Source organism: Cesiribacter andamanensis AMV16, assembly GCF_000348925.1.
GTDB lineage: Bacteria > Bacteroidota > Bacteroidia > Cytophagales > Cyclobacteriaceae > Cesiribacter > Cesiribacter andamanensis.
In genome coordinates this window covers 1-22048 of sequence record NZ_AODQ01000078.1, presented here as the reverse complement: position 1 = coordinate 22048, position 22048 = coordinate 1, and the positions used below count along the sequence as shown (strand labels likewise).

Here is a 22048-nt window from a genome sequence, read left to right as displayed (position 1 = left end):
CAGCAGCAGGGAGTCGCCCTGCACCCATAGGCGGCCAGCATAGACCTGAAAAAAGAACGTCCCCCCCTATCCGCTGCCGACGAATATTATTAAAGGCCACGCTATAGGCGAACTGATCGGGCCGCAGCAGATAGGATATGCCTACCCCCAGGCGGCGGGTGCGCAGGTCGGAGCGCAGCGGGAAGCCATCCTGACTCTTCCAGGCAGGGTCCAGCTGGTTTACATTATTAAGGTAATAGCCCTGGTAATCCTGACGGTCCAGCTGCAGACCCAGGCGCTTGGCAAAGGCATTGAGCCGCAAATCACGCTGCGTGGTGCTGCCATACAGCTCGGGATCGCGCTGAAACGGCTTTGGCAGCGCCATGGAAACCGAAAAACTAATTCCTACCAGTGCTCCCCCAATTCCAATGGAACGGTTACTATTGGGTTGATAGGAGGCCTCCCGACCATCGCTTAGCGGACTTAAGGTCAGAGGCAAGCGGCGCTCCTGGTAGATCAGGCGCACGGCAAACATTTTGGGATAGTAGTAAAAATTCCCACTGCGTACCCGCAGGCTATCTTCCCCCTTTGCCTTCTGGGCAAGCGCCGGTGCTCCGCACAGCAGCAACAGAGACAGAAAAATATAAGGTAGTTTCAAGGTGGTGTGCTTCAACTTATACCTCCATACGCAGCAGCCTGGCTTTTGGTTAGCTGCTAGAGCTTGCGCACATCCTGCTTTACTCCCTGGTACTCGTCGGGGTGCTCGATGAGGGGTAGCATCTGCCGGGCCACCTCCTGCGGATTGGCCAGCCGGCTGCCCCTTTTCAGGTCCAGAAAGTAGGCAATGCGGCTAAAAGCGCTCTTTTCGGTCTGGCGGATCTGCTCCTGCATGGCGGTATCGACCACGCCGGGCGATACGGAGAATACATGCAGGTTGTAGCGCTTGGCCAGCGCTGCCTCATGGGCTGTTACCTCACTGAGCATGTCCAGGGCCGCCTTGCTGCTGCAATAGGGTCCCCAGCCATCTACCGGATACTGACCGGCTCCGCTGCTTACATTCAGCACCAGCTTTTCCTGCCGGGGGTAGCGTTTCAGAAACTCATTGGTGAGCAGAGAGGGAGCCGTACTGTTAAGCGCCAGCGCGCCGGCCAGCGCCTCAGGCGGCAGCGCCCCCATATAGCCGACCACCCCGAGGGTGCCGGCATTATTGATCAGGGCCAGCCGATCCCCCTCGCCATGCTCGGCAAAGATGCGGGGCAGCCACTCCTGCCAGGGGCCGCTCAGATCGGCCTCCACATGCCGGTAGTTTGCATGTTCCAGGCTTCTGCTGCGGGAAATGCCCGTAACGGTCCAGCCTTCCTGTAGCAGCAGCTCGGCCAGTGCTTTTCCAATGCCCCGGCTGGTGCCGGTAATATAGGCGTGTTTCATATAGGGGTATGGGGTATCAGGTATGGGGCATGAGGGGTGGGGTATGGGGCGGCCACTGCGTGGTATGAAGCCTGAACGTATTAACGCTTGCGCTCCCTATTCTTCCTCGTACCTGACACCCCATACCCCATACCTTATAAAATATACTGACTCAGGTCTTTGTTCTGTACCAGTTTGCTCAGGCGTTCCCGCACCATATCGGGGGTAATAACGATCTGGGCATTGGGGCCGATCTTATCCGGCACATCAAAGAGAAAATCATTGAGCAGCTGGCTCATGACCGTATGCAGGCGGCGGGCGCCAATGTTCTCTACCTCGGCATTAAGGCGGAAAGCCATGCGGGCCAGTTCCCGAAGGGACTCGTCCTGGTATTCCAGCCGTACCCCTTCTGAATCGAAGAGCGCCTCGTACTGCTTGGTAAGGGCATTTTTGGGCTCCTTCAGGATGTGGTAGAAATCGTCTTCGGTCAGGTTTTCCAGCTCTACCCGGATGGGGAAGCGGCCCTGCAGCTCAGGGATGAGGTCGCTGGGCTTGGCTACATGGAAAGCCCCGGCGGCGATGAACAGGATATGATCGGTATTGATCACCCCATGCTTGGTGGTCACACTGCTGCCTTCCACAATGGGCAGCAGATCGCGCTGCACCCCCTCCCGGCTTACATCGGGGCCGCTTTTGCCGCTGCCCGAGCTGGAGGCAACCTTATCGATCTCATCAATGAAGATGATGCCCGTATTTTCGGCCTTGCGGATGGCTTCTTCCTTCACCTCATCCATATCAATGAGCTTGGCAGCTTCTTCTTCCATCAGCAGCTTGCGCGCTTCGGCAATGCTCACCTTGCGCTTTTTGCTCTTTTTGGGCATCATGTTGGAGAGCATTTCCTGCAGGTTCATCATGCTCATCTCGTCCATCATGCCGCCGCCAACCATGCCAATGTTGGAGGCAGCCGATTTTTTGATGTTGATCTCAATCTTACGCTCGTCCAGCTCGCCGGCCCGCAGCTTATCCCGGAAGCGCTCCCGGGTGCGTTCGTTCAGCTCCTCATCGGTAGTGGGCATCTGGTCACTATCGGGCTGCTCTATGGTAAAGCCGCCCGAGCTGCGGCCTGCGGCACCCTTTACAGGGGGGATCAGAATGTCCAGGATGGCATCTTCTACCATGCGCTCGGCTCTTTCCTTCACATCCTCCTGCTTGCGCAGCTTCACCAGGTTTACCGACTGGTCTACCAGGTCCCGCACCATGCTTTCCACATCGCGGCCCACATAGCCTACTTCGGTAAATTTAGAGGCTTCTACCTTGGTAAAGGGGGCATCGGCAATTTTGGCCAGGCGGCGGGCTATTTCGGTCTTGCCCACGCCGGTGGCGCCAATCATCAGAATATTATTGGGCACAATTTCGCCCTGGATCTCGCTTTGCACATTCATGCGCCGCCAGCGGTTACGCAGGGCAATGGCCACGTTGCGTTTGGCATCGTTCTGGCCTATGATGTATTTATCGAGCTCGGCAACGATCTCGCGGGGAGTCAGATAAGATGATTCGTTCAGCATAAAAATTAAAGTCTATACGCTATAATAAGCAGGAGGCAGTTCATGAAAACCCCCAGCTATAGCAAATTATTCATATTCAGGGCCAGGTTCAGCTGGTTTCTGCCGCCTACGGCATGGTACCAGGCCCGGCTCACATCAAAACGGAAGCGCTTGCCACCTACACTCAGCCCGGCCGAAAGGCCGGCGCCTCCTGCCGCTTCGGGAAGCTTCAGCTCCTGGCGGCGCAGGTAGTTGTAGCCCAGGCGCAGCTGCACCTGGCGGCTCAGCACCAGCTCGGTACCCAGGCTCACATGCCGCAGTACCTTAGCAAACAGTGCAACATCTTCTTTGTTGCTCCCCTGCGTCAGCCGGGGCTGCTGCAGGTGATGCGCCTGCAGGTAAAAGCGAAAAGGCATAAACTGCGGCTTATAGGAAACACCCAGCTGCACATCAAGCGGCAACTCAGTGACCTCTTCTGCATAACGGCCAATGCCTGCACCAAGGTTGCGGATCAAAAAGGCTACTGTAAGGTCTTTTTGCGGGTGGCGAAAGCGCCCTCCGGCATCCAGCAGCAAGGCCGAGGCCCGGTAGCCGGCGATGCCAGAGGAGGCCCAGCGCAGCAGCCCGCCCGCCGCAAAGGGGCCGAACTGATGGGTATAGCCCCCCGAAATAGCCCAGTCGCTGGCCGAAAAGCGGCCTTCCGGCGCCCCGCTGGGATCATAGCCCTCCAGCTGCCCGTAGCTAAGGTACTGTACCCCTCCCAGCAGATATCCCCCTTTAAAGGGCTGTGCATAGCCCAGCTGCAGCTGGCGGATATCGGCAAACCAGGGAAGGTAGCCCAGGGAAAGCACCCCTGCACTGGCAGAATCGGCCAGGGCCGGATTGTATTGCCAGAAGCCCAGCCCGTGGGGAGCGGCCGTAGTGGCGCCGCCCAGGGCACTTACGGCTGCCGTAGGGGGCAGATCCAAAAAGGCAAAGGAATGCCGGCCGCCAATCTGGGCGTTTGCCCGGGCACCCCCCAGCAGCAGAAAAATAAGAGCAAACAGGCGTATGGGCACTATCTCTAAAAAGAAAGGGCTCCCCTACCAACAGCAGCGAACGCCCTTTTTTCAACTTAATCTTTTTTAACGTCTTCCAGCTCAAACTGGCGCGCTCCTTTTACCTTCTGGGGCATCAGGGCAATCTGCAGCACTTCATCGGCCCGGTCCACATAGTGAATGTTCAGGCCCTTGAGGTAGCGCTGGTTGATCTCCTCAATATCCTTGCGGTTTTTATAGCAGAAGATCAGATCGGTAATGCCGGCCCGCTTGGCGGCCAGCAGTTTTTCCTTAATGCCCCCCACCGGCAGCACTTTGCCACGCAGGGTAATCTCGCCCGTCATGGCCAGCTTGTCCCGCACCTTGCGCTGCGTAAAGGCCGAGGCCATGGAGGTAAGCATGGTAATGCCCGCACTGGGCCCGTCTTTGGGTACCGCACCGGCCGGCACATGCACGTGCAGGTCATACTTGTCAAAGAGGCGGTAATCAATGCCAATCTCTTCGGCATTGGCCCGGATGTAGCTCAGGGCGGCCATGGCCGATTCCTTCATTACATCGCCCAGCTTGCCGCTTAGGGTAAGCTTGCCTTTGCCCTTGCTCAGGCTGCTTTCGATAAAGAGGATTTCGCCGCCAAACTGGGTCCAGGCCAGGCCCGTAACCACGCCGGCATAGTCATGCTCCTGGTATTCTTCATTATCGAAGATCTCGGGACCAAGGATCTCTTTCAGGTGCTTGGGCAATACCTTTTTATGGTACTCCTGCTCCATGGCAATGGACTTGGCTGCATAGCGCACCACCTTGCCCAGCTGCCGCTCCAGGTGGCGCACACCCGACTCCCGGGTATAGCCCTCTATGATGGCCGAGATGGCTTCGTCGGTGATCTGCAGCAGTTTTAGGCCTACCCCATTCTCCTTTTTCTGCTTGGGAATGAGGTGTTTTTTGGCGATCTGCAGTTTTTCTTCCAGCGTATAGCCGGTTACTTCTATGATCTCCATCCGGTCCCGCAGGGCCGGCTGTATGGTATCAAGCGAGTTGGCAGTGGCAATAAAGAGCACCTTGCTCAGATCGTACTCCACCTCCAGGTAATTGTCCTGGAAGGAATCGTTCTGCTCAGGGTCCAGTACCTCCAGCAGGGCCGAGGAGGGGTCGCCCCTGAAGTCGGAGCTTACCTTATCGATCTCATCCAGAATAAATACCGGGTTAGAGGAGCCTGCTTTTTTGATGTTCTGCACAATTTTGCCCGGCATGGCGCCCACATAGGTCTTGCGGTGGCCGCGGATCTCGGCCTCGTCATGCACGCCGCCCAGGCTCATGCGCACGTATTCGCGCCCCAGGGCCTTAGCCACCGACTTGCCCAGGGAGGTTTTGCCTACACCGGGAGGGCCGTAGAGGCACAGGATGGGCGCTTTCATGTCCTGCTTCAGTTTGAGCACAGCCAGGTATTCCAGAATGCGCTCCTTTACCTTTTCCAGGCCATGGTGGTCTTTGTCGAGCACTTTACGGGCCCGCTGCAGGTCAAAATTGTCTTTGGTATACTCCTGCCAGGGCAGTTCTACCAATAGCTCGGAGTAGGATAGGGCTACGGGGTACTCGGCGGCCATGGGGTTCATGCGCAGTACCTTGTCCAGTTCCTTATTGAAATGCTTGGCTACCTTTTCGGGCCATTTCTTTTTGGCACCGCGCAGGCGCAAGGCCTCCACTTCCTGATCGGGCGAGTCCTGGCCCAGCTCATCCTGCAGCACTTTTATCTGCTGGCGCAGGTAATAATCGCGCTGCTGCTGGTCGATGTCGGTATGCACCTTCTGGTGGATCTCCTGCTTGATCTCCAGCATCTGAATGTCCTTGAGCATGTATTTGAGCAGCAGGGTAGCGCGGCGGATGCCATCGTCGATCTCCAGCAGCTTTTGCTTATCGGCTACCTCGGCATTGATGTTGGAGGAGAGAAAATGCGTCAGGAAGGGGGTGCTTTCAATATTGTCCAGCGCCACCTGGGCCTCCTGGGGGATCTCGGGATTGAGCTCGATGATCTTGGCAGCGGCATCCTTCAGGGAAGTTACCAGCGCTTTGGTTTCCTTGCTTTCCCGGGCCGGAAATTTCTCCTTGATCAGGCGCACCTTGGCCTTCAGGTAGGGGTCTTCCTGCACCGGTTCGGTAATGGCAAAGCGCTGCTTGCCCTGGATAATGATGGTGGTATTGCCATCGGGCAGCACCAGCATTTTAATGATCTTGGCAATGGTGCCGGTCTTGTAGATCTCGTCAAAGGCCGGCTCTTCGGAGGTATCCTTTTTCTGGGCCACTACCCCTACCAGGCGTTCCTTTTTATAGGATTCCTTTACCAGCTTAATGGATTTCTGCCGCCCTACCGTTATGGGCAGTACCACTCCGGGAAAGAGCACGGTGTTGCGAACAGGCAGAATGGGCAGCTCGTCCGGAATGCTCTTATCGTCCAGCTCGCCCCCGGCATCGGGAGTGATCAGCTGCACCAGGTCGTCAGAATCTTCGCTGCTATAATCGTCAAAAACGATGGTCCCCTTTAAGGGGCTATAATTGTTACTCATTCACATTTGTATTTGTGCCACAATGGCACCAATTTCACAAAAAACCTGTATCCGCAGGCTTTCCTACTTTCTGCAAGGCAAATGCCAAAAATACAAAGAAAAAGCGTATTTTTGCATAATTGGGGCAATTCATTGTACGTGGCGTCGTTGAGATACGCACTCGTTGGTGCTAGTGGAGATTTAGAAATGAAAAATATTTTCCGCATTCTTTCCTGTCTGTCACTGTGCCTGACAGCCTGGCTTGCCCCGGGACTGACAGCACGGGCGCAGCTGCAGCAAGATACCACCGATGTGCGCAACCTGCCCATTCCCCTGTTCAAGAATGTGAACCGCACGGCCTATTACAGCGACGCCAAAAAGCTGGACCAGATCAAGCGGCTGGAGCAGAAGCAGGACTGGCCAGCCCTGTACAAAGCACTGAAGGCGTATGTAAATAACTTCGGCATTCAGAACTTCTACAAAGACACCTATTACCTCTGGCGCCTGGCCAAGCTCTCTGAACTTGTAGGCAATCCCGATGAAGCCCGCATGTACTATCGCCTGGTGCTCAAACACCACCGCAGTGATATTGACCTGCGCACCATAGAACTGCACTATAACGAACTTAACAAAAACGAGGCAGACTTGTATGTGCCCCTGGAGTATTATTATGAGCTGGTAGACTACCGCCGGCAGGTAGATACGCTCATGCCGCCCCGCTCGGTGCTGCTGAACATGGGTGAGAATGTAAACTCCTATATGGAAGATTACGGCCCTACACTCAACTTCCAGAACACCCTCATGATCCTGACCTCCAAGCGCAATGTGCAGCAGGTAGGCATCAAGAAAACGGTGAACGAAGACCTTTATTTCAGCGAACTGCAGGATGGGGTCTGGAGCGAGGCAGAACCCCTGGAGGGCATCAACAGCCAATTCAACGAAGGCTCGGCCACCATTAGCCGCGATGGCAAAACCATTTACTTCAGCCGCTGCGACAGCCCCGATAGCTATGGCAGCTGCGATCTGTTTATGGCCAGCCAGCAGCCCGATGGTCGTTGGGGCGGGGTAAAAAACCTGGGTGCAAACCTCAATTCCATTGCCTGGGACTCGCATCCCTCCCTTTCCCAAACAGAAGACACCCTCTATTTTGCCTCCGACCGCATCGGCGGCTTTGGCATGTCAGACATCTGGTATTCGGTGCGCAGCCGCAGCGGCGAATGGGGCCCTGCCAGAAATGCAGGCCCGGTGGTCAATACCCGCCACAGCGAGGTGAGCCCCTTTATTCACCCCCGCTACAACATCCTCTACTTTAGCTCCAATGGCCAGAACCTCAACTTCGGGGAGTTCGATATCTTTAAAAGCTACTGGAAATGGGGCCGCTGGGGTGAGCCCATCAACATTGGCCCGCTGGTGAATGGGGCCGGCAGCGAGTTTTACTTTACCATCGATTCCGAAGCCCGGGACCTCTATTATGCGGCCAGCAAGCAGGATAAGATGAAAACCTGGACCTTTACTCCTTTCCGCTGCCCATGGGCGCCCAGCCGCTGGCCACCACCAAGTTCAAGGGCTCGCTGAAGGATGCTGATTCCGGCCTGCCGCTAAAGGGCATTGTGGGCATCATCGACCTGGACAAGGGGGTGGAGATCGAGCCGAAATACCTGCGGCCCAACGGCACCTTTGAGTTCGATCTGATCAAAGACCGCAACTACCTGCTCATTATCCAGGGCGATGATTTCTTCCGGATCGAAGAGTTGTTTTATCTGGAGGGCGATACCGAGATAGAGCGCAGCACCCAGAGCATCACCAAAAAGCTGGAGTTTACCACCATCGACTTTGCTAGTGGTAGCTACACCGTTACCCCGGCCATGTACCCGGACCTGAACAAGCTGGCTAACTTCCTGATTGACCATCCGGAGGTAAACCTGACCATCTCGGGCCATACCGATTCCGATGGCAACGAAGAGCAGAACAAGCAGCTCTCCCAGAAGCGGGCCCTGGCCATTATGGAGTACCTGGTGGAATTTGCCAGTGTAAACCCGGCGCAGGTAAAAGCCATTGGCTATGGCAGCACCAAACCTATTGTGGAGGAAAAAACCGCTGCCGACAAAAAACTGAACCGCCGGGTAGAATTTGAGCTGATCCGTCCCGGACAGGACGAAGAAGCCCGCAACTAGCCCTGAGGCTGCGTATGACTGATGAAGGCAGCAGCTCATTTGTTCCTAAACTCTTTGTTTCACACGCTCGTTAGAGTGCACACTCCATAGATAACGCGCTTACTCCTCTCCTTATGAAAAAGCTTATTTTCTCCCTCCTGCTGGCCCTGCCGCTGGCCGTTTTTGCCCAGGGCAGTGGCATCACCATCGTGCTGAACAATGGCGATACGCTCCGGACCAGTTACGTGGGCATTATTAACACCCCTACACTCTTTAACCAGCCGCACATTCAGCTAAACCCCCTGAAAAAGGATCAGAAGATCCTTATCAGAGACATTCAGGTTGTGGAGGGCTATGATCCGGAAAAGGGCCGGTTCCGCCACTTCCGGCGCATGCCCGCCCCCTACCACAATACGCTGGCAGAGCGGGGCATTAAAACCGACCGTATTGATGGCTACTATGTAAACATTCACCAGCATGGTATGTACACCGGTAGCTACAGCTGGCGGCATTTCTTTTACGCCAAGGATGGGGATGCGCTGAAGAAAATGAATCTGGCCAACCTGCGGGCCGATCTGAACGACAGTCCGCTGGCCATGGCCCACTACCGCAAAGCCAATGCCCTGCGCTGGACCCAGCTGGGCCTGTATGCTGTGGGCACTGCACTGCTTGTGAAAGGGTTCCACCAGTCATTTAGCCATCAGGAGGAAGAACTGACCCCTCCCGGCGTGGTGCTGAGCGAAAATGACAAAAAATCGCTGCGCTATATGATCGGCGGTGCGGTGATGCTCTCTGTACCCTTCTACCTGAATGCGCCCAAGCAGAAGTACATGAGCCAGGCGCTGCGAGCGTATTAAAGGATTTATTGCAGCCCCTGCCCCAGGGTCGGGACTGCCTTTTTTTAAAAACAGGAGCGCTTGTTAGGGGGTTACCAAGGTTAAGCTTCCTAACCCGTACCTCTATCCCGTACCTCTATGGCATCCGTAAGCCCCCACCATCTGGCTCCAAAGAGCCGCATCCCCAACAACCCCCGCTACCCCCTTTTGCTGTACAAGGGGATAGCCGCAGCAGCAAACGACCCCCTACAGTTCTTTCGGGACCGCTTTTCGGAACATGAGTGGGCCGGCAGCTGGACCAATGGGATCTATAGCTACCACCATTACCACAGCACCTCCCACGAAGTGCTGGGCGTCTACAGCGGCAGCGCAAGGCTGGTCTTTGGCGGGCCGGGTGGCGAGGAGATAGACGTAAAAGCCGGCGATGGGGTGGTGATTCCTGCCGGGGTTGGCCACTGCTGCACCTGGGCTTCAGAAGATTTTGGGGTGATCGGCGCCTACCCCCAAGGGCAGGAAGACTATGATGTCTGCACCAAAAAGGATGATCCGGAGGAAAAGAAAAAAGCAATTGCAAAGGTGCCCATGCCTCCTGCCGACCCTTTTGAGGGCAAAGCGGGACACTTACTGACTGCCTGGAAGCAGGAGAAGCCATTTGCCTGAAAAGGCCTATTCCTCGCCATCCCAGAAGACATCTACTTCCATAATTTCAATTTCTCCCATTGAAAAACCATCAAATACCAGCTGAGGGCGCTCTTTTTGCATGCGCTTCTTAAAGCCAGGTGCCAGATCATGGTTAATGAGGTAGACCATTTTAAGTCCTGGCAATTGCTCAATGAGTGCTTCCAGGCCCTGCAACTGCTTGCAATCTGCAACCTCTAGGCGCTCCAGTTGCTGTAGCTGTCCAAGGCTTTCCGGCAAGCGTTCCAACTTGTCCATGTAACCAATGCTCAACTCCCGTAGATGATGCAGCTGCCCCAAGCTTTCAGGCAACTGAGCAACAGCAAGATAGGAGATAGATAATTTCTCCAGCTTTTTCAGCGAAGCAAGAACGTTCTGCAGTTCATCGGCATCGGTGCAGCTAAATTGGCGTACCTGCTTTTTAAAAGGCAGTGCTTCTGCCAGGTTGGTAAATTCCCGGTTGGCGGGGGGTGTTTGCCAGTGCAGCCTGCCGCTATAATCAAAGATCTGGTAATGGTACTTATTTTTCTTTACCAGTAGCAAGGTTTTGGTGGAGCCTGCCAGACTAGACTGGGTTTGAAACACCAGTCTTCCTTCCGTGTCAAAAAGGGCATTATGCAACCCATCCTGCTTCACCAGCGTGGCAGAAAAATATTGCTCGTTAAAGCGGGATAGATCGCTTAGGCGCCCCTCGCCCTCCGCCACCAACAGCTTGCTGCGCTTGCCGGCTTTATCTATCAGAAAGGGCTCAATGGTAAAGCTCCTGCGGTCCACAGGGGTGGCCAGCACCATACTGGCACGTCCCTGGCTAAACCTTGAGTACGCCTGCACCCGCTCAAATGACAACACTACAAGGCCATTGCTATCCAGATACGTTACATCCTTAAATTCATCTGTGGGCCTGGACCAGCTTATTGCCACCAAACCATCGGAAAAGGTACCAGCATTGTACACTTTTCTTCCGGGCATGAGTTCCGTCAGTGACAGTACCACTTCGCCTTTGGTATTGATGTAATGATAGCTGAAGTTATAATTGCTTTGGGCCGTGGCATGATTGGTAGTGACCAGTGCCATGCCTTCGGAAAATGCTCCCAAACGGTAAATGCCAGAAAGCTGGGGTCTAATCTTGATCTCGCCACTCTGATCAATATAGCCCCACTCTCCCTGCCCGTTGTGCAATTGCACCGGTGCATAGCCTTCGGAAAAGGGGCCTGCTTCCCAATAGCGCTTATTGCCAAAGGCATTTTCGCCATTTGCATCGAGGTAGAGTACCCAGTTGGCATCTGGGCGGCCCTCAAACGGCTGCCAGGCCAGCACATATCCTCCCCGAGGCGGCGACATGGCACTATAGCGGTTCCCAAAATCTTTGATGAGCCGACCTGCCTGGTTAATCCAGTAATAGCTGCCATCGGGGCGGCGTACCGGACACAGGCCTTCCTGAAAGGGCTGTAGCGGGTACGGATTGCCCATATGAATGATATATGAACTGCTTGGAAACTCCAGCACCGGTTTATGACCTGCCGGGAGCTGAAATACCTCTTTCCCCTTGCCCGAAATAAAAGGAGTAGGCTGCTGATCGGTCATATAGACCGGCAGTGGGGCTACGCCCTTCTGAGCCAGCACTGACCCTGTAATAAAGCAGAGCAGAAAGAGATAAGAATATCTGAGCATAGAGAAAAATGTTAAGCGGCAAAAATAAGAATGCAAGACTCATCTGCCTTTTTCATGTAACATTTTCCATGTATTATTATTAATACAGTCCGTATCTCCCGCCTGGCAGGTATAAATCAGTTAAATTTTTAGGCGGAAGATCAATAAAAAAGCCTCAGGATTCATTCTGAGGCTTTTTTAGTAAGGTTGGCTGTTATTTCGGCCCGTGAAGCCGCCGAGCGGGGAGAAACACTGATATGCCAGTATTTATGAAATGTCTTATCCAAAATCTCTCCCGTTCGCTTAAGCACAAGATGGTGTTGTTTCTTTATGGCATTGGGCTAAAAATCAAGAATCTGAGTCTGCTTTAGCCATTTATAAAATTTAGGATGATTTATGGTCTATTGCCTAATTCTCTTGTTTGTCAACCCCTACACAAAGAGGTTAAAGATATCGTTAAAGAGCACCAGGCCCATGATGGCGAAGATCAGGATCATGCCGGCTTTTTGGGCCACCTCCAGGAAGCGGTCACTGGGTTTGCTGCCGCTGATCATCTCATAGGTCAGGAACATCACATGGCCGCCATCCAGGGCCGGTATGGGCAGGAAGTTCACAAAGGCCAGCCACATGCTCAGCAAGCCGGTGATGGTCCAGAAACGGGTCCAGTCCCAGGTGCCGCCGTAGATCTCCCGGATGCCAATGGGGCCTTTTACCGATTTGGAGACATTTACATCACCGCTGAAGATCTTGCCAAAGCCGCGGATGTTGAGCCACACCGACTCAAAGGCCCGCTGGGTACCTTCGCCCAGGGACTCGCCCAGGCCATACTGCAGCCGGCGCACATCCAGCAGCGACTCGGCCGCAAAGCCCAGCTTGCCATCTTCGGTTACACTGCTGGTGAGCTCTACCGTTTGGGCAGGAGCATCATCGGCCAGCTGAATGGCCTGCTCAGGCTCGGCCACCACATCGGGGCGGCGCACGGTGAGGCGCACTTTGTTGCCGGAATGCTTTTCCAGCTCCTGGGTAAATTCATGAAAGTAATTGACCGGCTGGCTGTTGATGGCAATGATGCGATCGCCCGCCTGCAGGCCAGCGGCTTCGGCATTGGAGCCTTTTACCACCTCACCTACCCGGAAGGGGCGGCGGATGTCAATGAACTGGTCGGCCGTATTTTTATCGGTGAAGATCTCCAGCAGATCGGGCGGAATGGGCACATCAATGATCTCCCCGTTGCGCTCTACGGTATAGTAGCTGTTTTCGCCCAGCAGCACCTCGGTACCGCGGGCCACTTCGTTAAAGCGCTCGTACTCCTGCCCGTTTACCTTCAGGATCTTATCACCGGTCTGCAGGCCGATCTTCTGGCCATACTCCAGGGCTACAATGCCGTGGTTCACCACTTCATCCCGCGGAATGTAGGTATCGCCGTAGCGATAGGTCAGGAAGACAAAGATGATGATGCCCAGCACGATATTGACGATTATACCGCCCATCATCACAATCAGGCGCTGCCAGGCCGGCTTGGCCCGGAACTCCCAGGGCTGGGGCTCAGCCCCCATCGATTCCATGTCCAGCGACTCATCGATCATGCCGCTGATCTTCACAAAGCCGCCCAGAGGGATGGCGCCAATGGAATATTCGGTTTCGCCTGCCTTAAAGCTGAAGATCTTGGGCGGAAAGCCGATGGAAAATTTTTCCACCCGCATGCCAAAAAACTTCGCCGTTAGCATATGTCCCAGCTCGTGCAGGCCTATCAGGATGGATAAGCCCAGCAGCAGCTGGCCAATCATTACAAGATTCTCCATGTAGTAGTTTAGTGAACAGTATTGGATTTACACAAATCTAGTGCCAAACGGCGGGTTTCTGCATCGGTCTGCATATACTCTTCCAGCGTAGGCTTTTCCACAAAGGTAGCTTTGGCCAGGCAGGCGGCTATCAGTGCGGGCATATCCAGGAAACGGATTTTGTCTTTTAAAAATTCAGCCACCGCTATCTCATTGGCCGCATTGAGGATGCAGGGGGCATTGCCCCCCCGCTTCATGGCTTCGTAGGCCAGGGCCAGGTTTTGAAAGGTGTCCAGATCGGGCTGCTCAAAGGTGAGCTGCGGATAGTCCAGAAAATTGAAGCGTGGAAAAGGCGCCGCCAGCCGCTCGGGATAGCTCAGGGCAAACTGGATAGGCACCTTCATGTCGGGCAGGCCCATTTGCGCCTTAATGGAGCTGTCCCCAAACTGCACCAGGCTGTGAATGATGCTCTGCGGATGCACCACCACCTCGATCTGCTCCGGCTGCAGGCCAAAGAGCCACTTGGCTTCGATCACTTCCAGGCCCTTGTTCATGAGCGAGGCCGAATCAATGGTGATCTTGGCGCCCATGTCCCAGTTGGGGTGTTTCAGGGCCTGGGCTTTGGTAACCGCTGCCAGCTCGGCCCGGGTCTTGCCCCGGAAGGGGCCGCCGGAAGCAGTAAGAATGATCTTTTCAATGGGGTTGTGAAACTCGCCCACCAGGCACTGGAAAATGGCCGAGTGCTCGGAATCGACCGGGTAGATGTTGACCCCTTTGCCGCGGGCGGCCCCGGTTACCAGCTCGCCGGCCACTACCAGCGTTTCTTTATTGGCCAGGGCAATGGGTTTTCCGTATTCTATGGCGCGGAGCGTGGGCAGCAGGCCGGCATAGCCCACCAGGGCTGTCAGCACCAGGTCAATGCTCTCCATCTCCATAACAGAGACCAGCGCCCGCTCGCCGGCATAGACCTTGATATCGTGCGGCAGCAGCGCATCGCGCACCTGCTCATAAAGGTCCTCGTTGCCGATGACCACCGCATTGGGGGTAAACACCAAAGCCTGCTCAATGAGCAGGCTGGCATTGTTCTGGGCGGTCAGCACCTCTACGCCAAAGGTTTGGGGATGCTGCGCTATTACCTCAAGGGCCTGTGTGCCGATGGAACCCGTAGAGCCAAGGATGGCTATTTGTTTCTTTTTCGTCTCTTTCAAAAACACCTCCCGGCCGTATGGCCACTCTCCTGCAGGAGAAATCTGTCCTGATGTGGCGCCATGGCGACCCTTCTAATCCATTCCATACGCCGCCAGCCCGTCGGCCAGTTTGCGGTCGTTGCTCAGGCGGGGCACCTTATTCTGGCCGCCCAGCTTGCCCTGGCTTTTCATGTACTGCTGAAAGGCGCCACGCTGCAGCGGCCTGATCTCCAGGGGCCGCAGTACCTTGCCGGTGATCAGATCATCGTAATAGGTATTGCGCTGCTGTAGCTGCAAGTTAAGTTCTTTTTCAAAGGCTGCCAAATCTTTAGGCGCCCTGGCAAACTCCACAAACCACTCATGCAGCGGCAGCCCCTCTTTAGGCGCTACCTGGGGCGCTACGGTAAATTCGATAAGCTCTACCTCGGGAAATTTGCCGGCCGTGGCCCGCATGGCTTCCTCTACCTCGGAGCCGATCACATGCTCGCCAAAAGCCGAGATAAAATGCTTGATGCGCCCGCTTACGATAATGCGGTAGGGGTCTTTGCTCACAAACTGTACCGTATCGCCAATGCTGTAGCCCCACAGGCCGGCATTGGTGTTCATCACCACGGCATAGTTAACGCCCAGCTCCACCTCCTCAATGCTCAGGCGGGGCGGGGCCTTCTCGAAGTAGCGGTCGGCCGGAATAAACTCATACCAGATGCCGTGGCTGAGCAGCAGCAGCAGGCCGGGGTTGCCCTGGCGCAGATCGGCCTGCAGGTCCTGGTAGGCAATAAAGCCCTCGGAGGCCGGGTAGGTCTCAATGCTATCCACCGTCTTGCCGATGCTTTCGAACAGCTTGGCCCGGTAGGGCTGAAAATTCACCCCTCCGTAGACAAAGAGCGAAAAGTTGGGGAACACATCCTTGATCTTCTTGCCCGTACGCTCCTGTATCTTATCAAAATACATCTGCACCCAGGGGGGAATGCCGCTGATCAGCGTCATGTCCTTGTCCAGGGTTTCCTGCACAATGGTATCCACCTTGGCTTCCCAGTCGTCCATCATGTTGGTTTCATAAGAGGGCATCTGGTTGGTGCGCAGGTACTGGGGCACGTGGTGGTTAACAATGCCGGAGAGGCGGCCGATGTGGATGCCGTTTTCCTGGTGCATTTCGGGGCTGCCGCTCAAAAAGATGAGCTTGCCATCCAGAAACTGGCTCCGGCCGGTGCTGTGCACATAGCTGAGCAGCGCATTGCGGGCGCCGTTGATGTGGTAGGGGATGGACTCCCTGGAAATGGGAATGTACTTGGTGCCGGAGGTGGTGCCGCTGGTTTTGGCAAAGTAGAGGGGCTTGCCTGGCCACAGGATGTCTTTTTCGCCCCCCTTTACCCGCTCAATGTAGCCCTTCAGGTCTTCATAATCGGCCAGGGGTACGCGTTGGCGGAAATCGTCATAGCTGCTGATGCTGCCAAAATCATGCTCCCGGCCAAAGGCGGTGTTTCTGGCGGAGTCCACCAGGTAGCGGAATACCTCTTTTTGGGAAGCGGCCGGCCGGCCGGACCACTGGCGGGTTTGGCGTGCCACCCAGGCAGCGAGTGGTTTGCTAAGTACTGAACGTATGCCCATAGGGGGTAAAGATACGGTGAATCCCGGTATTGGAGAATACTTTTAAGTCTTGATTACCTAGGTAAGCCCCGGGGAAGGGCAGATGTTTGCAAAAAAGCCCCTCCAACCACTTGGCCTGATAGTACCCCTTAGAAAAAGGCAAAAACAACCGTTCCTGTAATTAGAAATATAAAATGATTAAATAGGATGATTATTGCATTCTTATTTTCTACCTTTGCATAGTTAACACCCTTACCCACACCTTTTTACAGCTTATGAAAACCACTTTTTTACTTGCCCTTGGCATGCTACTGCTTGGCGTTACGGCCCAGGCCCAGAACCGGGAAATCTACACCAACCCGCAATTCTCCACCATTGCCAAAGACCACAAAACGCTGGCGATCCTGCCTTTTAAAGCCATTATTAAGCTGCGCCCCAAGCAAATGGAGCAGTATACCCCTGAGGAGTACAGCGAGATGCTGAAGCAGGAGGGCCTGGCCGTACAGAGCGCCATGCATTCTTATTTCCTGAAGCGCAAAGGCCAGCATGAGTTTTTTGTTGATTTTCAGGATGTGAACACTACTAACGCCATTCTGGCCAAGAATGGGGTAACGGATGAGAACATTACCTCCTTTACGCCGCAGGAACTGGCCGGCATGCTGGGCGTAGATGGGGTAGTAGGAGGCACGCTGAACACCGACAAGCCCATGTCCGATGGGGCCGCCATTGCCATGAACGTGCTGGTGGGCTTTTCCGGCCCTACCAATTCGGGCAAGTGCACCATCAACATCAACGATGGCGCCTCCGGGGCCCTGCTCTGGAAATACGAGAAAAGCCTCTCCCGGGACCTGGGCAGCGACACCAACAGCATTATCAATGCCATGATGCGCAAAGCCTCCCGAAAATTCCCCTACAATAAGATGTAGGGGGTAAGAAGAATTCTTAAAGCACCGAAACATGAATCATCCCGAATTTTTGGGAATACTCATTTTTAATTAAAAACGGCCTCTGAATAATTTCAGAGGCCGTTTATATTATCTAGAGTCGTCCTTGCGATGGAGCGGGGGGCGCCCCCGGAGCGGAAGAAGCAATCTGGTTACTCTATGCTTGGATGCCAGATTCCCGCAGCGGCGGACCGTTTCGCCACCGAGGCCCGGTCGTACCTCCCGCGCCGCGTCGGCTCGGAATGACGAGCCTCTAGAAGCAAAAAACGGCTTGAATAACTTTCCAAGCCGTTTTTTGCTTCAAATTTCATCCTTTCAAAATTCGGGATGACTCATGTTTGCATGCCAGCTACATGAGACGTTTAGCGTACCTTACAGTGCCTGCTCGGCCTTGCGTTCGTACACAAAGGGGGTTTCGCTGGAATATACATTTACCACACTGCCGGCACTCAGGTAAAATCCAATGTAGGGGTCGGTATTGGCGGGCAGGGCGCCTTCAAGGGTTTGGCCCCCTTTCTTTACCCTAAAATGCAGGGCATCGGTTAGGGCAGTCTTGGGGATCGATAGCTTGTCGGTAGGGCCGCTTTCCTCTCCGGTTGTAAGTACATTCTGGTAAATGATCTCATTGCCATGCAGCAGTATTACGGTGTCCTGATAAAAGCCGGTCTGGAAATGGATGTGCAGCTCGTCTTGGGCTGATTCGGCCAGTGCAGCATCGGCTGGGTCCGGATCAGACGCACAGCCAAAGGCCAGCAGTAGCAGCATAATGGCTAGGTATTTCATAGGTTTGTCTTGTTCATCCTTCTTATAAGGCCTGTGCAGGCAGAACAGTTCATTGCACAAAAAAATGCTCCGCTGCAGGCTCCCCCTTTACCGGTGGCACATGCCTCGGTAGGCGCAATACTCGCATTTACGCAAATTTTCGGTTTGGGTGAACGGAATGGCCGGATCAAACAATTCTTCCAGCAGGCTGCGCAGCTGAGCCAGGTAGTCATCGGCATAGTCCCGCACATCCTGCACGGGCTGGTAGCCCCGTTCGCCCTTTATTTCCAGGCGCACATCAAAGCCGGGCGAAAACAGCTCCCGGCTGTTGTACAGGCCGGGGATCACCCTTGCTTCTTCCTGTGGATGAGCGCTGAGGTACAGCAGGCTGTAGAGCAGGGTCTGCATGGCGGCCTTGTTGCGGCGCAGGTTGTCCCGCTCAAAGAGTGAGGCCAGGCTCTCGAAGCGTTTTTCGTCCTGCCCGGTCTTATAGTCCAGTATGCGCACCTTGCCTTCTTTGCGGTCAATGCGGTCAATGATGCCCTTGAGGCCTACCCGGTAGGCCTGCCCGCCAATGCGAATGGGCACCTCCATGCGGTAGCGATTCTCTGCCCGCTCACCCCTGCTAAAGTGGCTTTCACTCTCCAGGGCAATGATCTCAAAGGGGGCATATTCTTCATCGCAGCGCAGAATGGCGCTGCCCAGCTTCTCCACGATGCTGCGGACAATGTGGTTGCGCCCCTCAAAGCTTACTTCTTTAACTCCATAATGCTCGGCAAAGGCGCGGTCTACCACCGCCGGCAGGCCGCGGTGCAGCTGGCGAAGGTCTTCGGGCTCCAGCACGGGTACGCCTCCCTTGCTATCGCGGATGTGCTCCAGGTAGAGCAGCTCCATGGCCCTGTGCACCAGGTTGCCAAATACGGCAGGGTCTACCTCCTCCTGCACCTCATCGGGCTCCTGTATGCCGGCTACATAGCGGAAGTAAAAGCGCAGGCGGCAGTCCAGGTAGGTGTTGAGGGCCGAGGGGGTAAAGCGGCGGGCGGGGGGGTCTCCCTGCAGGCTCAGGTGCTGCTGCAGCACCTCCCATACTCCCTGGCTTTTGGGAATTTCCAGCGGCAGGGCCCGGGCCAGCTGCAGGGGGTGGGTTAGCACCTGCTGGCGCACCGGCAGGCCCGACTCATACAGCAGCTGGTAAAGCAGGCGGCTGCGCTCCCCATTGAGCCCGTAGGCACTGCTGGTGTTGTAGAAGATGTGCACATTTTTGGCCCGCTGCAGCATGCGGTAAAAATAGTAAGCGTAGAGGGCATCCTGCTGATCAAAGGTGGGCAGCCCCCAGCCCCGGCGCAGGTTATAGGGGATAAAGGAACCATGCGAGGGCGCTGGGGGAAAGGTGCCCTCATTCATGCTCAGGATAAAGAGGTTTTCAAAATCAAGCAGGCGCGTTTCCAGCACCCCCATGATCTGCAGGCCGCTGAGTGGCTCGCCGGTAAAGGGCAGGCGCTGCTCCTGCACAATCTGCCGCAGCAGTTTCAGAAATACGGGCATTTGCAGCTGCAGCCGTTGCTGCTGCACCAGCTCCCGCAGGCGCTTCAGGTGGGTAAAAAACTGGTAAATGTACTCCTGCTCCAGGGTGGGCTGCTCATAATTTTCTTCGTTAATACTTTCGTTGATGAGTTCCAGCACCTGCAGCAGGTAATCAAAGAGGGGCTGTATGCCCTCAATGCGGCGAAACAGGGTGGTGTAAAGGGGGCTTTCGCCCTTTAGTTCGCTGGCCGAGAGGTACACCCGGTTTTTGGCCTCTATGGCATGAATGTTTTCCCGGGCCAGCTCGGTCTGAACGTAGTAGATGTAGGGGTGCCGCAGCAGGGCCAGCACGGTGCGGAAGTGAAACTGCGCCTTCGCTCCTGCGCCCCGGGCACTGCCCTGCAGCTCCACCATCAGCTCAATAAGGCTAAAGAGGGGGGTGCTCCGCAGGGGGTAGCCCATGGTAACATTTACCGTATCGATGGGGTGCACGCTGCCCCGGCTGTCGGTATACTGCTCGGGGATGGAGTGAAGCACCGGAAAGAGCATGTGCTCATCGGGCAGTACAATGGCTGTGCGTTCCAGCTTTAACCCCTGCTGCTCCTGCAGGCAGTGCAGCAGCTTTTCACCCATGGCTTTGGCCTGGCCTACCTCCAGGGGCACGCCTATGAACTCAATGTATTTGTTGCTCCCCTTCAGGTGGGCAGGGGGGCTTGGCGGAAAGGTAGGCCCCAGGATCTTGCTGCGGGCGTGACGCCGCAAAAAATGGCCGGCTTCCTGCCACAGGTCCTGCAGGTAATAGGCATCGGTATCCCAGTACATGCGGGCGCCCTCGTTTTTAATAAAGTGGCTGAGCACGCTTTCTTCGGCCGGCGTAAGGGCATTGAAGCCGGCAAATACCACATGCCGGTAGGGGTGCTCCAGCTGTAGGGTCCGGCAGGCCTCGGCTACCTGCCGAAATTGCAGGCCCTGGTAGCCAATGCCCAGCTCCTGCAGGCGCTGCCGGTAGCGGGCGTACACCTGCGGCAGAATTTCCCAGATAGCTATAAACTCCTGCTTTTGCCGGCTGTTGGCCGTGCCAAAGTGTTGCCAGAACTCCTGTACCACAGTTATCTGCTCTTCGCTGAGAAAGTCCAGGCCGCCATCCAGCGCATTCAGCTGCACAATATTGGTGAACAGCAGGCGGGCATCAACCAGGTGCTGGTCTACGGCATCAAAATCCTGCAGCAGCATTTCACCCCAGAAAAAGAACTTATCGAAGCTTTCATCGGTAGGGGCCAGGCTTTTGTAGATCTCAAAAAGCTCAAAGACCAGCAGCAGTCCATCGGCTTTTTTCAGAGGGCTGAGCGAGCCAATGAATTCTTCCAGGGTAAGCACCTGCGGCGACCATACCGGCTGGTTGAGCTGCCCGGCCAGGTACTGCTGAAAGAACAGGCCCGCCCTTCGGTTGGGAAATACCAGTGTTAGCCCATCCAGCTGATCGGGATAATGCGTCAGGACCTCAGAGGCAAGTTCTTCCAGAAATGTGCGCATGCGGGCGGGACGTGTTGGATTTGCCTCACAAGGTATTGGGTACGCCGGGCAAATGGAAGGGCAGGCCACAAAAACTTTTTGGCCCAGGCCTGAACAGGCTACCCTGGCTACCGCAGGCAAGGGGATGGGTGGGGGCAGTTTTGAGCAGAATATGGCCGATATGCCTGAAACAGTTGGTAACTTTGCGAATTTTTAAGTAATTTTTATTTTTTCTGTTCTGCATGCCTGAGTTTGTGCCTACCCCTGCCGATACCACCCTTACGAGTCTTTTTGAAGGAGAAAGTGAAATGGCTGCCCTTATGCGGGCCTATGACTGGAATGCCCATCCCCTGGGAGATCCCGCCCACTGGCCGGATAGTTTAAAGACCACCCTTCGCCTGATTCTGCATTCCTCTTTTCCCATGTTTGTGTGGTGGTCGGAAGAGCTGTACATGTTCCACAACGATGCGTACCTGCCGGCGCTGGGCAAAAAACACCCCCAGGCGCTGGGGGCCTCGGCCCGGGAGATGTGGGCCGAGATCTGGGAGCAGATTGGTGAGGTGGTGAAGGGGGTGATGGAAGAAGGCACCTCCTTTTATGCCCGGGAGCTGCGCCTGCTGCTGGAGCGAAAGGGCTTTCTGGAGGAAACCTATTGGACCTTTTCCTATAGTCCGGCACCTGCAGAAGGCGGCCGGGTAGGAGGTATGTTTTGTGCCTGTAGTGAAGTGACCAGCACGGTACTGGGCCAGCGGCGGTTAAAGATCATAAATGATGTGGCAGAGGCTACCGTACTGGTGACCAGCCTGCAGGAGGCCGGACGGCAGATCAGCCAGGTTCTTTCCCGGGATTGGGAGGATCTTCCCTTCAGCCTGATCTACCTGCTGAGTGCGATGGCAGCCGGGCCGAGCTGCTGGGGCAGTCGGGTCAGCT

17 protein-coding genes are annotated in these 22048 nt (G+C 55.3%); 6 read left to right on the top strand and 11 right to left on the bottom strand.

Annotation, left to right across the window (positions count from 1 at the left end; translation table 11 throughout):
- The 5 genes from ADICEAN_RS13910 to lon form a co-directional block, all read right to left on the bottom strand.
- A partial coding sequence (locus ADICEAN_RS13910) for a DUF4421 family protein (RefSeq protein WP_152426437.1) occupies window positions 1-637 on the bottom strand: 637 nt, incomplete at its 3' end.
- A gap of 56 nt (window positions 638-693) precedes the next feature.
- Window positions 694-1407: an SDR family NAD(P)-dependent oxidoreductase gene (locus ADICEAN_RS13905; protein ID WP_009196257.1), complete on the bottom strand. Its 714-nt coding sequence runs from the start codon at window positions 1405-1407 to the stop codon at window positions 694-696.
- Between the two features lie 134 nt (window positions 1408-1541).
- Window positions 1542-2951 (bottom strand): ATP-dependent protease ATPase subunit HslU, encoded by a 1410-nt coding sequence (hslU, locus tag ADICEAN_RS13900; protein WP_009196256.1) that lies wholly within the window; start codon window positions 2949-2951, stop codon window positions 1542-1544.
- A 56-nt stretch (window positions 2952-3007) separates the two neighbouring features.
- Complete coding sequence (gene porQ, locus ADICEAN_RS13895; protein ID WP_009196255.1) at window positions 3008-3988, bottom strand: type IX secretion system protein PorQ; 981 nt, start codon at window positions 3986-3988, stop codon at window positions 3008-3010.
- A gap of 56 nt (window positions 3989-4044) precedes the next feature.
- Window positions 4045-6525, bottom strand: coding sequence for an endopeptidase La (lon, locus tag ADICEAN_RS13890; RefSeq protein WP_009196254.1), 2481 nt, complete (start codon window positions 6523-6525; stop codon window positions 4045-4047).
- A 186-nt stretch (window positions 6526-6711) separates the two neighbouring features.
- Between lon and ADICEAN_RS13885 the strand changes: the two genes are divergently transcribed.
- The 4 genes from ADICEAN_RS13885 to ADICEAN_RS13875 all read left to right on the top strand — a co-directional run bounded on the left by ADICEAN_RS13885 (window position 6712) and on the right by ADICEAN_RS13875 (window position 10153).
- Complete coding sequence (locus tag ADICEAN_RS13885) at window positions 6712-8079, top strand: TolB family protein (protein ID WP_009196253.1); 1368 nt, start codon at window positions 6712-6714, stop codon at window positions 8077-8079.
- Window positions 8034-8678 carry an OmpA family protein gene (locus ADICEAN_RS23315; protein WP_009196252.1) on the top strand — a complete coding sequence of 215 codons (645 nt, stop codon included), beginning with the start codon at window positions 8034-8036 and terminating at the stop codon, window positions 8676-8678. The genes ADICEAN_RS13885 and ADICEAN_RS23315 overlap by 46 nt, the downstream gene beginning before the upstream one ends.
- 113 nt (window positions 8679-8791) lie before the next feature.
- On the top strand, window positions 8792-9514 hold the full coding sequence (locus ADICEAN_RS13880; protein ID WP_009196251.1) for a hypothetical protein: 723 nt from the start codon (window positions 8792-8794) through the stop codon (window positions 9512-9514).
- Between the two features lie 117 nt (window positions 9515-9631).
- A complete protein-coding gene (locus ADICEAN_RS13875) occupies window positions 9632-10153 on the top strand; it encodes a cupin domain-containing protein (protein ID WP_009196250.1) in 522 nt (173 codons plus the stop codon).
- Window positions 10154-10159: 6 nt separating this feature from the next.
- Here ADICEAN_RS13875 and ADICEAN_RS21350 read toward each other — a convergent pair whose 3' ends face one another.
- The 4 genes from ADICEAN_RS21350 to ADICEAN_RS13855 all read right to left on the bottom strand — a co-directional run bounded on the left by ADICEAN_RS21350 (window position 10160) and on the right by ADICEAN_RS13855 (window position 16397).
- Complete coding sequence (locus ADICEAN_RS21350; RefSeq protein ID WP_009196249.1) at window positions 10160-11842, bottom strand: WG repeat-containing protein; 1683 nt, start codon at window positions 11840-11842, stop codon at window positions 10160-10162.
- Between the two features lie 410 nt (window positions 11843-12252).
- On the bottom strand, window positions 12253-13623 hold the full coding sequence (gene rseP / locus ADICEAN_RS13865) for an RIP metalloprotease RseP (protein WP_009196248.1): 1371 nt from the start codon (window positions 13621-13623) through the stop codon (window positions 12253-12255).
- Window positions 13624-13631: 8 nt separating this feature from the next.
- On the bottom strand, window positions 13632-14810 hold the full coding sequence (locus ADICEAN_RS13860) for a 1-deoxy-D-xylulose-5-phosphate reductoisomerase (protein ID WP_040397284.1): 1179 nt from the start codon (window positions 14808-14810) through the stop codon (window positions 13632-13634).
- Window positions 14811-14882: 72 nt separating this feature from the next.
- Window positions 14883-16397, bottom strand: a complete 1515-nt coding sequence (locus ADICEAN_RS13855; protein ID WP_009196246.1) for a GH3 auxin-responsive promoter family protein — start codon at window positions 16395-16397, stop codon at window positions 14883-14885.
- Between the two features lie 254 nt (window positions 16398-16651).
- Here ADICEAN_RS13855 and ADICEAN_RS13850 point away from each other — a divergent pair, with 254 nt between their 5' ends.
- Window positions 16652-17302: a hypothetical protein gene (locus tag ADICEAN_RS13850; protein WP_009196245.1), complete on the top strand. Its 651-nt coding sequence runs from the start codon at window positions 16652-16654 to the stop codon at window positions 17300-17302.
- A gap of 390 nt (window positions 17303-17692) precedes the next feature.
- On the opposite strand, the gene ADICEAN_RS13845 is transcribed toward ADICEAN_RS13850, so the two are convergent.
- Window positions 17693-18103, bottom strand: coding sequence for a hypothetical protein (locus tag ADICEAN_RS13845; RefSeq protein ID WP_009196244.1), 411 nt, complete (start codon window positions 18101-18103; stop codon window positions 17693-17695).
- 87 nt (window positions 18104-18190) lie between these two features.
- Window positions 18191-21139: a PD-(D/E)XK nuclease family protein gene (locus tag ADICEAN_RS13840; protein ID WP_009196243.1), complete on the bottom strand. Its 2949-nt coding sequence runs from the start codon at window positions 21137-21139 to the stop codon at window positions 18191-18193.
- Between the two features lie 221 nt (window positions 21140-21360).
- Here ADICEAN_RS13840 and ADICEAN_RS13830 point away from each other — a divergent pair.
- A partial coding sequence (locus tag ADICEAN_RS13830; protein WP_040397279.1) for a PAS domain-containing protein occupies window positions 21361-22048 on the top strand: 688 nt, incomplete at its 3' end.

Bases quoted from the DNA above. Each gene is read 5' to 3' on its own strand.
- ADICEAN_RS13885 (WP_009196253.1), top strand. From the start codon at position 6,712: ATGAAAAATATTTTCCGCATTCTTTCCTGTCTGTCACTGTGCCTGACA.
- ADICEAN_RS13845 (WP_009196244.1), bottom strand. From the start codon at position 18,103: ATGAAATACCTAGCCATTATGCTGCTACTGCTGGCCTTTGGCTGTGCG.
- ADICEAN_RS13880 (WP_009196251.1), top strand. From the start codon at position 8,792: ATGAAAAAGCTTATTTTCTCCCTCCTGCTGGCCCTGCCGCTGGCCGTT.
- rseP (WP_009196248.1), bottom strand. From the start codon at position 13,623: ATGGAGAATCTTGTAATGATTGGCCAGCTGCTGCTGGGCTTATCCATC.
- lon (WP_009196254.1), bottom strand. From the start codon at position 6,525: ATGAGTAACAATTATAGCCCCTTAAAGGGGACCATCGTTTTTGACGAT.
- ADICEAN_RS23315 (WP_009196252.1), top strand. From the start codon at position 8,034: ATGGGCGCCCAGCCGCTGGCCACCACCAAGTTCAAGGGCTCGCTGAAG.
- ADICEAN_RS13875 (WP_009196250.1), top strand. From the start codon at position 9,632: ATGGCATCCGTAAGCCCCCACCATCTGGCTCCAAAGAGCCGCATCCCC.
- ADICEAN_RS13855 (WP_009196246.1), bottom strand. From the start codon at position 16,397: ATGGGCATACGTTCAGTACTTAGCAAACCACTCGCTGCCTGGGTGGCA.
- hslU (WP_009196256.1), bottom strand. From the start codon at position 2,951: ATGCTGAACGAATCATCTTATCTGACTCCCCGCGAGATCGTTGCCGAG.
- ADICEAN_RS13850 (WP_009196245.1), top strand. From the start codon at position 16,652: ATGAAAACCACTTTTTTACTTGCCCTTGGCATGCTACTGCTTGGCGTT.
- ADICEAN_RS13840 (WP_009196243.1), bottom strand. From the start codon at position 21,139: ATGCGCACATTTCTGGAAGAACTTGCCTCTGAGGTCCTGACGCATTAT.
- ADICEAN_RS13905 (WP_009196257.1), bottom strand. From the start codon at position 1,407: ATGAAACACGCCTATATTACCGGCACCAGCCGGGGCATTGGAAAAGCA.
- ADICEAN_RS21350 (WP_009196249.1), bottom strand. From the start codon at position 11,842: ATGCTCAGATATTCTTATCTCTTTCTGCTCTGCTTTATTACAGGGTCA.